Annotated in this window: 18 protein-coding genes; 5 read left to right on the top strand and 13 right to left on the bottom strand. The window is 41.2% G+C overall.

The genetic code is table 11. The annotated features are described in order from the left end of the window. The first annotated feature begins 5 nt into the window (after window positions 1-5). The 5 genes from trpS (at window position 6) to HMPREF9624_RS01905 (ending at window position 5886) form a co-directional block, all read left to right on the top strand. Window positions 6-1154: a tryptophan--tRNA ligase gene (gene trpS, locus HMPREF9624_RS01925; protein ID WP_009536297.1), complete on the top strand. Its 1149-nt coding sequence runs from the start codon at window positions 6-8 to the stop codon at window positions 1152-1154. Further along, window positions 1127-1675 (top strand): Holliday junction resolvase RecU, encoded by a 549-nt coding sequence (locus HMPREF9624_RS01920; RefSeq protein ID WP_009536296.1) that lies wholly within the window; start codon window positions 1127-1129, stop codon window positions 1673-1675. The genes trpS and HMPREF9624_RS01920 overlap by 28 nt, the downstream gene beginning before the upstream one ends. Window positions 1676-1793: 118 nt before the next feature. Further along, the gene (trkA, locus tag HMPREF9624_RS01915) at window positions 1794-3194 is read left to right on the top strand and encodes a Trk system potassium transporter TrkA (protein ID WP_009536295.1); all 1401 of its coding nucleotides are present in this window, start codon (window positions 1794-1796) and stop codon (window positions 3192-3194) included. Beyond that, on the top strand, window positions 3184-4632 hold the full coding sequence (locus tag HMPREF9624_RS01910) for a TrkH family potassium uptake protein (RefSeq protein WP_009536294.1): 1449 nt from the start codon (window positions 3184-3186) through the stop codon (window positions 4630-4632). The genes trkA and HMPREF9624_RS01910 overlap by 11 nt, the downstream gene beginning before the upstream one ends. A 174-nt stretch (window positions 4633-4806) precedes the next feature. After that, window positions 4807-5886: a tyrosine-type recombinase/integrase gene (locus HMPREF9624_RS01905; RefSeq protein WP_009536293.1), complete on the top strand. Its 1080-nt coding sequence runs from the start codon at window positions 4807-4809 to the stop codon at window positions 5884-5886. A 102-nt stretch (window positions 5887-5988) separates the two neighbouring features. Here HMPREF9624_RS01905 and HMPREF9624_RS01900 read toward each other — a convergent pair whose 3' ends face one another. From HMPREF9624_RS01900 to aroB, 13 genes are all read right to left on the bottom strand, one after another. Continuing rightward, window positions 5989-6390, bottom strand: a complete 402-nt coding sequence (locus HMPREF9624_RS01900) for a hypothetical protein (protein ID WP_009536292.1) — start codon at window positions 6388-6390, stop codon at window positions 5989-5991. Window positions 6391-6402: 12 nt separating this feature from the next. Next, on the bottom strand, window positions 6403-7161 hold the full coding sequence (gene lexA / locus HMPREF9624_RS01895) for a transcriptional repressor LexA (protein ID WP_009536291.1): 759 nt from the start codon (window positions 7159-7161) through the stop codon (window positions 6403-6405). 129 nt (window positions 7162-7290) lie between these two features. Then, a complete protein-coding gene (rsfS, locus tag HMPREF9624_RS01890; RefSeq protein ID WP_009536290.1) occupies window positions 7291-7617 on the bottom strand; it encodes a ribosome silencing factor in 327 nt (108 codons plus the stop codon). 80 nt (window positions 7618-7697) lie between these two features. Continuing rightward, complete coding sequence (gene yqeK / locus HMPREF9624_RS01885) at window positions 7698-8309, bottom strand: bis(5'-nucleosyl)-tetraphosphatase (symmetrical) YqeK (RefSeq protein WP_009536289.1); 612 nt, start codon at window positions 8307-8309, stop codon at window positions 7698-7700. Window positions 8310-8464: 155 nt separating this feature from the next. Next, entirely contained in the window at window positions 8465-9205 is a 741-nt protein-coding gene (nadD, locus tag HMPREF9624_RS01880; RefSeq protein ID WP_009536288.1) for a nicotinate (nicotinamide) nucleotide adenylyltransferase, read from the bottom strand. Further along, entirely contained in the window at window positions 9205-9504 is a 300-nt protein-coding gene (locus HMPREF9624_RS01875) for a YhbY family RNA-binding protein (protein ID WP_009427760.1), read from the bottom strand. Before HMPREF9624_RS01875 ends, nadD begins: the two co-directional genes overlap by 1 nt. Further along, complete coding sequence (gene obgE / locus HMPREF9624_RS01870; protein WP_009536287.1) at window positions 9501-10829, bottom strand: GTPase ObgE; 1329 nt, start codon at window positions 10827-10829, stop codon at window positions 9501-9503. Before obgE ends, HMPREF9624_RS01875 begins: the two co-directional genes overlap by 4 nt. Before the next feature lie 64 nt (window positions 10830-10893). Next, window positions 10894-11151 (bottom strand): 50S ribosomal protein L27, encoded by a 258-nt coding sequence (gene rpmA / locus HMPREF9624_RS01865; protein ID WP_009429415.1) that lies wholly within the window; start codon window positions 11149-11151, stop codon window positions 10894-10896. A 52-nt stretch (window positions 11152-11203) separates the two neighbouring features. Next, a complete protein-coding gene (gene rplU / locus HMPREF9624_RS01860; RefSeq protein WP_009429894.1) occupies window positions 11204-11509 on the bottom strand; it encodes a 50S ribosomal protein L21 in 306 nt (101 codons plus the stop codon). Window positions 11510-11729: 220 nt separating this feature from the next. Beyond that, on the bottom strand, window positions 11730-13277 hold the full coding sequence (locus tag HMPREF9624_RS01855) for a C40 family peptidase (RefSeq protein WP_242822604.1): 1548 nt from the start codon (window positions 13275-13277) through the stop codon (window positions 11730-11732). Between the two features lie 445 nt (window positions 13278-13722). After that, the gene (locus tag HMPREF9624_RS01850) at window positions 13723-14637 is read right to left on the bottom strand and encodes an RluA family pseudouridine synthase (protein WP_009536284.1); all 915 of its coding nucleotides are present in this window, start codon (window positions 14635-14637) and stop codon (window positions 13723-13725) included. Then, on the bottom strand, window positions 14637-15206 hold the full coding sequence (locus HMPREF9624_RS01845; protein ID WP_009536283.1) for a signal peptidase II: 570 nt from the start codon (window positions 15204-15206) through the stop codon (window positions 14637-14639). Before HMPREF9624_RS01845 ends, HMPREF9624_RS01850 begins: the two co-directional genes overlap by 1 nt. Then, on the bottom strand, window positions 15207-16286 hold the full coding sequence (gene aroB, locus HMPREF9624_RS01840) for a 3-dehydroquinate synthase (protein WP_009536282.1): 1080 nt from the start codon (window positions 16284-16286) through the stop codon (window positions 15207-15209). Between the last annotated feature and the right edge of the window lie 51 nt (window positions 16287-16337).

The raw sequence follows: 16337 nt of genomic DNA, 5'->3' as shown, positions 1-16337 counted from the left end.
TGGTAATGGAAGAGAATAGCAAGAAGAAGGCAAGAAAAGTGATTTTAACGGGAGACAGACCTACCGGAAAACTGCATCTTGGACATTATGTAGGATCTTTACAAAGAAGAGTGGAGTTGCAAAATTCCGGGGAATATGACGAAATCAATATTTTGATTGCGGATGACCAGGCCTTAACCGATAACTACGATAACCCGAAGAAAATCAGAGATAACATTATTGAAGTGGCTCTGGACTATCTTTCTGTCGGTATTGATCCCGCTAAGAGTACCATCTGTATTCAGTCGGCTCTTCCCGCGCTCCATGCCCTGTCTTTCTACTACTTAAATCTGGTTACCACGCAAAGACTGAGCCGTAACCCGACTGTGAAGGCGGAAATGAAGCAGAAGGGCTATAGCGGAGAAAATGAAAATGACAATGAGGCGGGGCTTCCTGCCGGCTTCTTTACCTATCCGGTGTCACAGGCTGCGGACATTACCGCCTTTAAGGCGACAACCGTTCCGGTTGGAGAAGATCAGCTTCCCATGATTGAGCAGACGAAGGAAATCGTACGACGCTTCAACCAGCTTTATCAAAGAGAGGTACTTCTCGAGCCGGAGATTCTTCTTCCGAAAAATTCCAGCCAGAGAAGACTTCCGGGAATTGACGGAAAGGCGAAGATGAGTAAGTCCCTCGGAAACGGAATTTACCTTTCCGATGATGAAAAGACTGTTAAAACAAAGATTATGAGTATGTATACCGATCCTTCTCATATTAATATTACAGACCCCGGTCATGTTGAAGGAAATACGGTATTTACTTACCTCGATGCTTTTTCAAAACAAGAAGATTTTGCTGAATTCCTTCCGGAATATCAAAATCTCGAAGAGATGAAGGAACACTACAAAAGAGGTGGTCTCGGGGATGTAAAGTGTAAAAAGTTTCTTCTAAAGGTTATGGAAAACATGCTTTCTCCCATAAGAGAAGAAAGAAAGCTCTGGGAGAATCGCATTTCCGATGTCTATGATATTCTTTATCAAGGCACGGAAAAGGCAAAGGAAACGACAAACGCTACGCTCGAAGAAGTACGCGATGCTATGCGGATCAATTATTTTAAAGGAAATGAAATCATCGGAGAATGGGATAAATGGGTACATGGAAGTCAAGAGGGCTAAGAGGCTCTCTTTTGGAAGAGGAGCTGAACCAGACTATTTCTCTCTATAGGGAAAAGAACCTTGCCCTCATTCAGAAAATACCGACCCCGATTACTCCTATAGAATTGGATAAGAGCCATAAGCAGATCACCCTTGCCTACTTTGACCGGAAGTCCACTGTGGATTATGTGGGAGTAGTGCAGGGGATTCCTGTTTGTTTCGATGCCAAGGAATGTCATAAGGACTCGCTCCCCTTGCAAAACCTTCATGCACACCAAATGGCTTTTATGAATGACTTTATGAAGCAGGGCGGAATCAGCTTCATCATTCTTTCCTTTACCGAAAGAAATGAAATCTATTATGTGCCTCTTCGGGAGCTTCTTCGCTTCACAAAGAGAATGGAAGAGGGCGGTAAAAAGAGTTTTCGCTATGATGAGCTTCTGTGCTCACATCGTATTTACCGAAAAAAGGACCTTTTGGTGCACTTTTTGGAAGCTTTAAACGAGGATATTTTATTATTAAATGAAATGTCTTCGGAATAAAGAAACAAACTTATATCCTACTCTGTCGGGTTGTGTTTTATTGGAAAAACCGAACTAGTATCGTATTTTATTGAAAAAATAGCATTGGAATACAAAAATTTATAAAAAGGAAGACGAAATGAATATTATTGTAGTCGGATGTGGTAAAGTCGGTCTGAACTTAGCCGACCAATTAAACAAAGAAGGGCATAACATCACTATCATTGATAATGACGAAAAAGAATTACGACATGCTGTGGACTTTCTGGACGTCATGGGAATTCACGGTAACGGCGCAATGCCCCAAACTCTTCGAGAAGCAGGCATTAATGATGCGGATGTTCTGATTGCCGCAACAAATCAAGATGAAGTCAATATGCTTTGCTGCCTCTTTGCCAAAAAGGAAGGACACTGCAGTACTATCGCAAGAATCCGTGATCCGCAATATACAACGGAAATCAAATATTTACGAGACGAATTAAATCTCGCTATGGTTATCAACCCGGAAATGGCAGCCGCAAGAGAAATAGAAAGACTGCTTCGTTTTCCTTCCGCTATAAAAATAGACAGCTTTTCCCGAGGAAGGCTCGATTTAATTCGGGCAAAAGTACCGGAAAACAGCAAGCTGGTGGGCATTCCTTTTTATTCTCTTAAAAATGAAATCGGGCTGGATGTCTTGGTATGCTGTATAGAAAGAGGAGAGGATGTTCTCATTCCAAAGGGTTCCGACTGCTTTATGGCAGGAGATGAAATCAGTTTTATTGCTTCTCCGAAAGATATTACAGACTTTTTCTTAAAACTCGGGCTCGAATATACGCCTGTACGGGATTGCATGATTGTAGGCGGCGGAAGAGTCAGCTACTATATTGCAAAATATTGCAAAGAAACACATTTGAAATTAAAACTGAAAATTATCGAAACCAATCGGGAACGCTGCGAGTTTCTTGCGGAAGAGTTTCCGGAGTGCAGCATTATCAACGGAAACGGCATAGACCAGGAACTCTTAAAGCGTGAGGGAATCGAAACCACGGATGCTTTTTGTTCCCTTACCGGTTTTGATGAAGAAAATATCATGCTGTCCCTTTATGCGGGAAAATTATCCGATACCCGACTGGTGACCAAAGTAAACCGTATCAGCTTCGAAAATGTCATTCGTGAAATGAATTTGGGTTCCGTAATTTATCCCAAGCAAATTATTGCGGACAGCATCGTTCGCTATGTTCGTGCTTTGGAGAATTCGAAAGGCTCCAACGTGGAAACCCTTTATAAGATTGCGGACGGAAGAGCGGAAGCCATGGAATTCCGTGTTTTAAATGACCCGGATTTAATCAATAGAAGCTTTTCCGACATGAATTTCAAAGACGGAGTATTAATATGCGGAATCATTCGAAATCATAAAGTTATCACGCCTAATGGTTCCGATATGATGAAAGTGGGAGATCGCGTAATCGTGGTTACCAAGAATACCGGCTATAACGACTTAAGAGATATCTTAGAAGAGAAGGAAGAAGAGGAGAGTGTAATCCATTATGAACTTTAGTATGATTGTCTATATTCTGGCATGGGTACTGAAAATTGAAGGAATTAGCATGATTTTACCGCTCATTTGTTCCTTACTTTACAGAGAAAATGACATTGCGCTTTGCTTTTTCTTCATTGGAGCGGCATCCATTTTACTGGGATATATTTTAACGGCAAAAAAACCGAAGAAAATTGCGTTTTATGCCAGAGAAGGCTTCGTGATTGTAGCGGCCTGCTGGGTTGTTCTTTCTCTGGTGGGGGCTTTACCCTTCTTTATTTCCGGGAGAATTCCTCACTATATAGACGCTTTATTTGAAATCGTTTCCGGCTTTACCACAACCGGTTCTTCCGTGCTTTCCGATGTGGAGGCTCTCGGAAAAGGGCTCTTATTCTGGCGTTCCTTCTCTCACTGGATAGGGGGAATGGGAGTACTTGTCCTGGTTCTTACCGTTCTTCCTCTGGGAGGCGGCTACAATATGATGATTATGAAGGCGGAATCTCCGGGGCCGGAAGTTTCAAAAATGGTTCCCAGGGTAGCGGATACGGCAAAAGCGCTTTATAAAATCTACTTTATTCTGACCATTATCATGATTGTGATTTTTCTCCTTTCCGGAATGCCGCTTTTTGATGCCTTATGCATCGGATTCGGTACGGCGGGAACCGGAGGCTTTGCCATTCGAAACTCCGGAATGGCCGATTATTCCATGCTAAGCCAGTTTTTAATTACCGTATTCATGATCCTTTTCGGTGTGAACTTTAATGTGTATTACCTGATTCAGAGGAAGAAGTTTTCGGATGCATTTCATTCGGAAGAAGCCAGAGGCTATTTTATCATTATTGCGGCAAGCACTTTATTTATCACTTTGAATATCTTCCAGAGTATCGGAAGAGGATTTCTCTTTGCTCTGCATCATGCTTTTTTCACAGTAGGTAGTATTATTACCACAACAGGATTTTCCACCTTGGATTTTAATGAATGGGCTGTGCCGTCCCAGATGATAATTTTATTCCTGATGATTTGCGGAGCCTGTGCAGGATCGACAGGAGGAGGCCTAAAGGTATCGAGACTTCTGATTCTTTTAAAAAGTCTCGGAAAAGAGATGCACTTGATTATTCATCCCGAAGCCATACGAAAGGTGCGTTTGGAGGGAAAGTGCCTGGATCACGCGGTGGTTCGTTCCGTTAGTACTTATTTGATGGCATATTGCTTTATTTATATGATTTCCATATTCCTCATCAGTTTTGACGGATATGATTTTATGACTAACTTTTCAGCCATTTCCGCAACCTTTAACAATATCGGACCGGGGCTGGGAAAAGTCGGACCGCTAAGCAATTTTTCCGTGTATTCTTATTTTTCAAAACTGGTCATGATTTTTGATATGTTAGCTGGAAGACTGGAAATATTTCCGATGTTGATTTTATTCTCCATTAAGACATGGAGAAAGACAAACTGAGCTAACTATTCGCTAAACTCTTGTTTAACGAATAGTTATATGCTAAAATAAGGGTATAGCTGAATAAGCTGTGCCTTTTATATTGCAAATAAACAGCTACTTTAAAGATCTATAAAAGAATTATCAGGACTTACAATATTCAATGCTATTTTAAAAAATGATGTGAGGTGAACCATGGCTTTAGCCTATCATGAGGAATTGGATAAAAAGAATACTTTAAAACTCAGGGAATTACAAAAGGATCTTCCGGCTTTCTGTAATGTATTTTTTCGCGGAATTGACCAGATTACCGCGTCTCGCACAAAGATAGCCTATGCTTATGATTTGAAGGTATTTTTTACCTATCTTATGGAAGAACTGAAACTGCATGATTCTATAGAGCAATTTACCGTTTCAGATGTGGAAAATTGTTCTATACCGGAACTCGAGGAATATATGGAATATCTCAAGTACAGAACCAAAAAGAAGAAAAATGCTGACGGAGAAATGGAAACCGTCGATATTTTAAACCACAATAAGAGTATTAAACGGAAAATTTCTTCTTTAAAGAGCTTTTACAACTACCTTTATAAGGCAGGATTAATCAGCAGCAACAAAGCTTCTCTACTCTCCCTCCCCAAACTCTCTCAAGAGGAGATTATTCGTATGGATCAGGGCGAAATTGCGGAGTTTTTGGATGAAGTGGAAAATGGAAATCAATTAAGCAAAAAAGAGCGTGAATTTCATGAGAAAAACAATGTTCGTGACCTTGCCATGATGCAACTCATGCTGGGAACCGGGATACGTGTTTCCGAGTGTGTGGGGTTAAATTTATCCGATTTAGACTTTAACAATAACGGAATTCGCATTCATAGAAAAGGCGGTAAGAATGTCACGATTTACTTCTCGGATGAGGTGGAAAGCGGCCTTCGCGCCTATTTAGAGGAAAGAAAGCTGAAAATTCCGGCTTCAGGACATGAAGAAGCCTTATTCTTATCCATACAAAACAAGCGTATTTCCGTTCGTTCCGTAGAGAAAATGGTAAAAAAATATGCCGGCAGGGTCACCCCTTTAAAGCATATTACGCCGCATAAGCTGCGAAGCAGCTACGGCACAAATCTCTATCAGGAGACCGGAGATATTTATCTTGTTGCCGATGTACTCGGGCATAGCGATGTAAATACAACAAAAAAGCACTATGCCGCCTTAGAGGAGGAAAGACGTAGAAGCGTACGAAATGTTGTTCGCCTTCGTAAAGAGGAAGGAGAAAGCTGAAATGGCTTTCTCCCTTTTTAATGGCTTTTTCCTTTTTTGCAAGATACATGGACTCAATTACAAAGAATTCGAATTTTACGAGGAACAATTCGATAAAACAGTCTAAAAAAACGACGAATTCTCTTCGTTCCAGCGCTGTTCATCCTTATATTTCTTGACTCGCCTTTGATAAGTTCTGAGCTGCACACCGGCATATTCTGCGGCTTCAGCGCTCTTATGCAACTTACTGTAGAGAAATACTTCCGAAACTTTCTTTGCAGAACCGTAATCTCTTTTCTTTCCGGCGGCTCTTTTTAACCTGTCCAAGGCGATATCCCATTTTAATATAGACTTTTCTTCTTTATTTTGGGATAAAGAAAGCTTCATGCCATATTTTTTCAAAAGAGAATCCAGCTCTGAAACTTCTTTCTGAATCTGTAAAAAACTTTCCTCATCCTCTACTCTAAGCTCCAGGCTTTCCACCACATGTTTTCCGAGACCCGGTTCAGACCATTTTTCCAACATAGGCTTTACTCATTATAATCCAAGACGAATCAATCCCACGGCTTTACCAAGGATGGTACAATCTTCAACAATAATCGGATCCATGGCATCATTTTCCGGTTGTAAACGAATATGTCCATTTTCCTTGTAAAAGCGCTTTACCGTGGCACTGTCATCCACCAGAGCAACAACCACTTCACCCTGGGCGCAGGTGTTCTGCTTAGCCACAATCAGATAATCTCCATGAAAAATACCGATGTTAATCATGGAATCTCCCTTAACCTTCAAGATAAAACTTTCCTGATTGGGAAGTAAATTCACGGGAAAAGGAATGTTCCCGGTGATATTCTCTTCGGCAAAAATCGGTGTTCCTGCAGCAACTGTTCCCACAATGGGAAGGGCAGCCATCTCTTCCCCGTAAGCTTCCGTAGAAACCGTTTCCTCATCTGAAGTCGTTTTTTCTGTAGAAGAATCTTTTTCTATAGAAGAATCAACGGTTCCGGAATCGTTGTTTTGTTCCTCGTTCTGCTTTCTCTCCAAGCTTAATCCTTCACGGTTTAAAATCTCGATAGCTCTCGGGTGAGCAGGATCCTTTCTGATTAAGCCAAGCTTTTCCAAATCATTTAAATAAGTGAACACACTGGAGGTGGACTTTAAGCCGACTTTCGCACAAATATCCCGCACAGAAGGGGGATAATTCCTCTTCTGCACACAATCCTTAATGTATTCATATATTTCTTTCTGTTTTTCCGTTAAATTATCTATGCTATATACTTTTTTGGGTCTTCCCATGCTATCCTCCCGGAATCAGTTCTTCGTCTCTACAATCTCGCTCATATCTCTCTCACGAACTTTTGTTCTTATAAAGTATAGCATAAAGAATCTAAATTGCAAACATTTGTACGGAAATAGTTCTATTCTTTACATTTCCATTCTTTTCGCATCGGACCAGATTTTTTCCAGATCATAAAAAGCTCTCTGTTCCTTTGTGAATAGATGCACCACAATATCTCGATAGTCCATCAGTATCCAACCGGAACTGCTCTCCCCTTCCTTATTTACCTCTAAACGAACATCCTCTTCTACCGCATCTTCCAATGCATCCAACTGCCTTACATTTTCAGCGGATGCCAATATAAAGTAATCAGCCAAAGTGGATATTTCGGAAATATCAAGAGCAAGAATATCCGTGGCCTTTTTTTCCTCCAAAATAGTCATGATTTTTTTTGCTAAAGCTTCTGATTCCATATTTATCCTTTCCGTTCTCTATTTTCTTTCCTATGCTTTTTTGTTTTTCTATGTATGCTATCTTTTTCAATGCGTTTATTTTACTGCATTTCCGGCGCTTCCTCACTCCGCGCTTGATAATAACGTAATGCCTCCAGGGAGGACGTACAAAGTGGCTGTCCCTTTTCTTCGACATACTGTATCGTTTGAGATAAGGCTAAATACATCGCCTCATCCAGATTGGTAAAGGCTACTCTTCTCACCTCTTCCAGTTCCTCCCTATAGCCTCTTCTCACCTCAATATAATCCGCCAGATAAATTATTTTCTCCAGCAAACTCATCGCCGGTTTTCCGATAGTATGGTAGTAGATAGCCGATAAAATCTCTTCATTCTGAATTTGAAAATGCTTTCTGGCATATGTTGCACCGTAAATTCCATGCAAGACCTGCGGAGCTGCAATATATTCCGGAAGAAGGGGGATATGCTCCCTTTCACAAGCGGAAATTAACTCTTTCTTTCCCATAAATTTTGCACAGTCGTGGCAAAGCCCTGCAAGCTCTGCAGCCTGTAAATCATAACCATGGGCCATGGCAAGAGCTATCGCCGAAAAGGAAACACTGATGGAGTGTTCATAACGATTATCCTGTAAATGCTCTTTCAAATGTTTCCGAATGGATTTGATTTTCTCCAGATATTCCTTTTCTTCTATCAAAGCAAGCTCCTTTTTACGTCAATATTAATATTGACGTTTTCCATAAAATAATGACTTTTTCTATAAATCTTCTTGCCATCTATAAAAATACAATTTCACAATGATTCCATTTCCGCAAATTGCCAACTCCGGCAACACAAACTTCATCCTATTTCTTATTCATAAAAGCGATTCTTTTGTATAAATTCTATTACCGGCTCGGGAAGCATTCCTTCTATTGAAGCTTTCTCCTTAATTCGTTTCCGAATAAGGGAACTGGAATATTCTATTCTTTCCATCTCCAAGAAAGTGCATTGGAGACCGTACTCTTCCTTCAAGAATACAGTCCTTTCTTCCAGCGCTTTTTGCTCCGCTTCTCCGTTTCGATTGGCTACCAAAAACTTGAGCACTTTCCCTAACTCTTCAGTTTTGTACCAGTTCTCCAAGGTATAAAATTCATCGGTTCCGATAATCAAAAACAGTTCTGCATAAGGAAAAATCTTTTTTAAAAGAACAGCGGAATCATAGGTATAAGAATTGCCGCTTCGTTCTCCCTCTATTGTGGAAAAGAAAAATCGTGTTAGGGCACCCTGTTCAAAAGCAAGTTTTCGGTTTTCTTCCTGCAGTGCTAGGTAAAGCATCTCCGAACGTGCAGAAAAAGGAAGTATATCCTTGTTTTCCTTATGATAAGGAAGCCCTGTAGGCAAAAATAAAATGCATTCGTTCGGCATCCGGTCCTGTTCACATTGCTTACATTCCTGTGCTTCCAGAGCCTTTAGGGCTGTTCTCCCCAAGATTAAATGCCCGTAATGAACAGGATTAAAGCTTCCGCCAAGGATTCCGAGCTTTTGAACCGAGGGAAAGCACAGTCCTTTTTCGATATCGGAAAGACTGAGGCATAAATTTTGCTTATCCATTAGAAGGCTCTGTTCTTTTCTTCCTTTGCCGGCTTATACAGTACTATTTTCCTTCCGATAATCTGTACCAGCTCGGTATTGGACCGCTCTGCTATAGTATTTCCCAACTCATGCAAATCTTCGTCGCAGTTCTTCAGCACATTAATCTTCATGATTTCATGCTTTTCCATGTATTCTTCCACAGAACGGGTAAACTCAGGCGTAAGGGCATTTTTCCCAACGGAAAGCACCGGATCAATGCTTTGTGCAGCACTTCGAATACGAGCCCGCATCTTACTATCTACAATATAGGACTTCATTCTTCCTCCCCGGACTCATTTTCATCCGCAGCTTCATCGTCATAATATTCAAATTCATGTGAGAAAATCTTAATGGTATCGCCTTCCTTCAAGCCCATTTTTTTAAGTTCTTTAATAATGCCCTGTTCCACCATAAAGCGCTGGAAGAAAAGGAATCCTTTTTCCGCCTCTAAATTGGTGTATCCAAGCATCTTCTCCATCTTCGGCCCCTCCACAAGGAAGAGTCCCTCTTCCGGATGCTCATACTTGATGGGAAGGGATTCTACCGCACCAAGAGTTTCCAGATCTACTTCACTTTCATAGAGCATTTCCTCTTTACTGATTCCTTCCAAGAGTTTGTATGCTTCTTCCAGAAGAGGATAAATTCCCTGATTGCTTGCAGCGGAAATTTTAAAGAAAGGATAATGCATTTCCTTGCAATACTTCTCTAAATCTTTCAGGGCTTCTTCCTGCTCCTCGGATTGAATAAGCTCTACTTTATTTGCGGCAACAATAATCGGTTTCTTTAAAATCTCCAGATCATAGCTTTTGCACTCGGCATGAATGCTCTTTAAATCCTCCAAGGGTACCCTTCCTTCCGATCCCGCCCCATCCACAAGGTGTATAAGGACACGGCAGCGGTGAATATGGCGAAGAAATTGAAATCCGAGTCCCACTCCTTCACTGGCTCCCTCAATCAGTCCCGGAATATCCGCCATGACAAAGCTTCTGTCTCCCTTTAAATTCACCACGCCAAGGTGAGGATTTAACGTCGTAAAATGATAGTTGGCAATTTCCGGTCTGGCATTACTACACATGGAAAGAAGAGTCGATTTTCCTACATTCGGAAAGCCCAAAAGCCCTACATCCGCAATCACACGAAGCTCCAGGCGGAGAGTAATTTCTCTTGCTTCCTGCCCGGGTTGAGCAAACTTTGGAGCCTGCATAGAGGGTGTTGCAAAATGCATATTGCCCAAGCCGCCCTTTCCTCCCGGAAGCAGGACAATTCTGCGGTTTTCCCCGCTCATATCGGCAATCACCTTACCTGTTTCCGCATCCTTTAAAAGCGTCCCGGCAGGTACCTTTAAAATCAGGTCCTTTCCGTTCTTGCCGTGCATTTTACGTCCATCGCCTTCCTGTCCGTCTCCGGCAGTATATTTTGTTTTATGGCGAAAAGAATCCAAGCTGTTCAGACCATCATCCACTTCTACGATAATATCTCCGCCCTTACCGCCATCTCCGCCATCAGGTCCTCCGGCCGGTACGAATAGCTCTCTTCGAAAGGAAACATGTCCGTTTCCGCCCTTACCGCTTCTTACATAGATTTTTGCTACGTCAGCAAACATAAAAGCTCCTTTTATATTGAAGAAAAAACCCCACACCGGAAACCGGCATGGGGTTAACATTTCTTTATGCCCTTGGAAGAACAGAAACCTGCTTACGATCTCTACCTAATCGGCCGAACTTTACAACACCGTCAACCTTAGCGAATAAGGTGAAATCATTTCCCAAGCCTACATTTTGACCCGGATGAATTCTTGTGCCGTTTTGCTTGTACAGGATATTTCCTGCCTTTACAAACTGTCCGTCTGCTCTTTTCGCACCAAGTCTTTTTGAATTAGAATCTCTACCGTTTTTGGTAGAGCCCATACCCTTATGATGAGCCATTTTTTACTCCTTCCTGCAATAAACGAGTTTGATACTTCCTACTCGTTACGAATTAACCGATCTTGTCAATCTTTACTTCCGTAAAGAGCTGTCTGTGACCGTTCTTCTTGTGATAACCGGACTTTCTCTTGTAACGGTAAACAATAACCTTCTTGCCCTTACCGTTCTGAAGAACCGTTCCGGAAACCTTCGCACCTTTCACAGTGGGAGTACCAATCTTCAGAGAACCGTCGTTAATAAGAAGAACCTGATCAAAGGAAACCTTTGCTCCCTCTTCCACTTCCAACTTCTCTACGCGGATTACATCGCCTTCACTGACTTTGTACTGCTTTCCGCCACTTACAATAACTGCATACATTTAGGACATCCTCCTATAAATTTACTCGCTAGCTTTGGTGAGTTGACACTGCTTAAACCTAGCTATGCGGCATCTAAGCTACTCTACAGTATTTTCCTTCTTCCGTCAAGCAGTTTTCTTGATTCCAAAGTGAAAATTTTCTTGATTTCAAAGTGAAAAATATCGCTATTTCTTTACAGCACAAAAAACAAGCTTGACTGGACAATCAGCTCCAAAACGCCTAAGGTAGAATACTCCTGTAATAAGGATAGTTTGCAGAAACCTCATCTACGGAAACGGTTCCTGCCGTAGAGTTCTCATGAATGGCAAGCATTTGTCCTTCTTCCGTCCATGCCAAAAACATCACAACATGGCTTTCCCCGCTGGGCTGAATCACCAGATCTCCGGGAATCAATTCACTGCGTTTAATTTTATTTCCCTTTCCAACGAGTTCCTTCGTACTGGAAGCAAAATCCAGGGGATTTTCCGCGCCGCTCCAATACGCCCATTGTACAAATCCCGAGCAATCCAGCCCCTTTTTATTTCTTCCTTTATAATCCCGACCAACGGTTTTTCCGAATTGGTTTCCATCCAATCCCTGCTTTGCTGCCTTTCCGCCATAATAATAGGGAACCTTCCCTACAGCGCTTAGGGCATAGTATATCACATTCTTTCGTTCTGCACTCAAATTCTCCGGCAGCATACTCATGTAGCGAGAAATTTCTTCTTCACTAAGCGGCATCTTGGTTTCAACAGTGGATAAACTTAAACCGTATGCATTGAACCAGTCTGTATCTATTAATTGATTCACTGCATTAATGCATTCCTCATTCCACCCCTTCCATCGGGAGCTTGGCATATTGTCAAATGGCTCATCCTTTTTTAAAGAATCCAGAATGATTTCTTTCAAACCGTTTTGATCTCCAAATTTCTTGACTTGGATCGTAATCGTCAAGTCAACATGGCCGGGACAATAATTCTTCGGTAAACTCTTCTTTTCACTACTTTCGGTTGTTTTCTTTGCTTTTTTAGCACTCCCGTTTTCCATTTCAGAAGGACTTACTTTAGCACTGTCGTTCTCCCCTTCTTTCCTTTCTTTATTTGCTTCTTCAGCGGGGTCCGAAGCTGAGCTTTCCTCTGTACTTTCAGTTGAAGCACTCGATTCGAGAGACACATTGGAAAGAACCGTTTCTTCCGGCTTCTCTTTTTCCGCTACATTTCCGTCTTCAATTTGTTTTCCCGATAATTTTTCTTCCTGACCTTCCGCTTCCTTTCCAATCTGTGTCTCGGAAGCACTCTCCGTCGAATCTTTCTTACTCTCTTCCATCCCTTCCGTTTGTTTTTCTTCTTTTTGAATTTCTTCTACAGACTTTCCTCCGGCATTTTCCGCCTCTTCTTTTGCGCTGAGATTGACACAGCCATCATCATAATAGACAGGACTGATGGATAAGCTGTAGGAATGAGACTTTAAGTAGAGTTCCTGACAGATTTCCTTGAAATGCTCAATATCCAGATAATTATGCTTATAGCTATAAACGGATGCCATGGCAAGAATGTCTTTAACATTACTGGAATCCTCAATCTCCTGCCCGTCTCCGTTTAGAAATCGATAGTGAATATTTTTAAAATAGGCCACCGGATAAGAAGCGGAACGATTTTCATTTTCTCCCTGTATCGCAGGATTATATTTTCCCATAATACGGGAACGTTTAATCCCCAGGCTTTTTGCCACCTTTTCCGGCGTTTCTCCTGCCTCATCCGTGATAGAAGCCAAGTACCGACTGTCCATACTCATCATTTCTTTATAGAATTGATCTCCTATGGATTGTCCTTCCTTATTTTTTTCTATAGAAAAGATTATAAACATCAATCTTTGGACTGTAATTTATAAAAGAATCTTCCGCTCTGTCATAGTACAGTTTCATAGTCGGTAGAGTACTACTGCTAAGTACCGATTCGGCAACCGGTGCTTCTTCTTTTTTTGCAGAAGCATTTTTCAAATATAAAAGACCCAGAAAAATAAAAGTGAACACAAGGATATATTGCTTTGTACCAATCCGCTTAAACTTCTCTTTGCTCATTTTTATCCATTTATAAAAGTGAATCAAAACTCTTTTCTCCCTTACCTCTACCGTATTCCGCTTCTCTCTTTTTGAATTTCGTTATTCTACAACCGAAGTAAAATCTATGCTTTAAGAGTTTGATAAACTTCTATTACATTTCTTGAAAAATTTTTATCTTATCATGCGAAGTTTGTTCAGAAGCTTTTGAAAATCTTCCGGATAATCTGCGGAAAATTCCATATACTCTCCGCTTCGCGGATGAACAAAACCCAAAACCATAGCATGAAGAGCCTGGCCTTTTATTGCATAAAGATTCTTTTTCGGGCCGTATAAAGGATCTCCCAATAGCGGATGTCCGATACTTTTCATATGTACACGAATCTGGTGGGTTCTTCCGGTCTCCAAACGGCATTCCAAAAGACTGGCATTTTGCAGATTTTCCAAAAGCCGATAATGGGTTATCGCTTCTTTTCCATGCTTGTAATTTATCGCCTGTTGTTTTCTGTTTTTTTCATCTCTACCGATAGGAGCGGAAACGGTCCCCTGCTCTTCTTTCAATCTTCCCGAACAAATAGCATGATAACGACGAGTAATGCTGTGTTCTTCCAATTGCTTTGCCAAAGCTTTATGACTAAAATCATTTTTACAAACTAAAATCAAGCCGGATGTATCCTTATCAATTCTATGTACAATTCCGGGACGTAAAACGCCGTTAATGGAGGATAAACTCTCTCCGGCGTGAGAAAGCACTGCATTGACAAGAGTCCCGGATGTATGACCGGGAGCAGGATGAACAACCATTCCTCTCGGCTTATTAATCACCATCAGATCATCATCTTCATAAACGATTTCCAAGGGAATTTCTTCCCCTTTTACAGCCAAAGGTTCCGGTTCTTTTTCAAACAGTTCAATTCTGTCTCCTGTCTTAATCTTTGTAGAAGCCTTGGACGGCTTTCCATTGTACAGAACCAAATTTTCCTCTATCATTTTCCCGATAAAAGATCTGGTATAGTTTGCAGTATTTTTCTCCGCAAGAAAACTGTCCAGACGTTTTCCCGCATCGACGTCTTCAACAATAAAAACCATTAGTTTTCCGCCTCATTTTGTTTGGATGTCTTTTTTAAAAAGCCCATATCTTCTTCCTTGTAGTAAAACCCGAGTAAATACACAAGTAAGAAAGAAGCACAAGTAACATAGATATCCGCTACGTTAAAAACAGGAAAGTCAATAGGACTGAAATAAATAAAATCCACAACATAGGATTGAAGCTGCCTATCAATAAAGTTTCCGATTGCACCGGAAAAAACAAAACAAAGCGCGATAAATAGAGGATAATAAGATTTCCCTTTATTTTCCCGGACTCTTTCCCCTTCAAAATTTTTCGCCTTACAATGCAGTGGAAGCTTCCAAAGAACATATAAGATTCCCGTCAATACAATCACGGTAATCAACAAAAAGAAGCCCTGCTGTCCGTGTAAAATCCCGAAAGCGGCACCCGGATTTTCCACATAAACAAGAGAAAGAGTATGGGGGATGAGGGAAATTTCCGTTCCGGTCTTCAGCGTACTCACGGCCCAATGCTTCGTCCATTGATCCATCCCGACAAGAACCGCAGCAAGGATAAAAAAAAGCAAATAGCGTCGAATCTTATTCATCTAGTCCTCCACAAAACGATAAAAAGCCTGCTCCAGTGTTTCCTTCTCCAAAGCTTCGTCAATATAAGGAGAACAAAGATGATGCAGCAAAATAAATTGCAAATGGTCTTTATTTTGTTTTTTATCTTTTTTCATGGCAGAAAAGACTGACTCAAAATCCATTTTTTTGCAACGGACTTCCAAAGATAAATCTTGCATCAATTCTTCAATACTCTTTCGTTCATCCTCGGATATCCCTGCACAAAGACTCAGTGCCATAAGGGAACCGAAGGCCACACATTGTCCGTGACTGTAGGAGAAATCGGCAACTTTCTCTATCGCATGTCCCAAGCTATGTCCAAAATTCAAGAATTTTCTGTCTCCATGTTCAAAAGGATCCTTTTCGACAAAGTATTTTTTGATTCTGTTGCTCTGATAAATGGTCTCTAAGAGGGTATCCGCATCTTTTTCGATTAATCCCTGTCTGTGCTCCATTAAATACGGGAGATACTTTGGATTATGAATTAATGCATGCTTAATAATTTCTCCCATCCCTGACGCATATTGCAGTTCAGGCAGAGAAGAAAGTGTATGCATCGAGGAATAAACCAGGCAGGGCATATGAAACGCTCCAACCATGTTTTTATAATGCTGAAAGTCCACTCCTGTCTTTCCTCCGATAGAAGAATCAACCTGGGCAAGAAGGGTGGTCGGAATTTGAATAAAGCGTATTCCCCTTAAGTAGGTTGCGGCAGCAAATCCCGTCATATCTCCCACTACTCCGCCACCAAGCGCAATCATAAAATCCTTCCGTTGTAACCCGAAAGCAATTGCCGCCTCATAAATTGTAGCAATATGGGATAAGGTTTTATTTTCTTCCCCGGAAGGAAGCACTACGGATTCCATTGCCGAGAAAGAGGAACGGATCTTATCCTCGAGTTCTTTAAGATAAAGCGGAGCGACATGGTCATCCGTTACAATCAAAACCTTCTGTTCCTTGCAGTCCAGTTCCTTTAATTTTTCCGAAATTCCAGAAAAATTTTTCTCCAAATAAATGGAATAACTATGAAAATCTTTCTCGTAAATATCCAGCTTTCGCATATCTGCTCCTTGCATTAAAAAAAGGCATATCCTTTCGGGATATGCCTATAT

The organism is Oribacterium asaccharolyticum ACB7, from assembly GCF_000238075.1.
Taxonomy (GTDB): domain Bacteria; phylum Bacillota; class Clostridia; order Lachnospirales; family Lachnospiraceae; genus Oribacterium; species Oribacterium asaccharolyticum.
The sequence above is the reverse complement of the archived record's forward strand: the minus strand, read 5'-3'. Positions and strand labels throughout refer to the sequence as shown.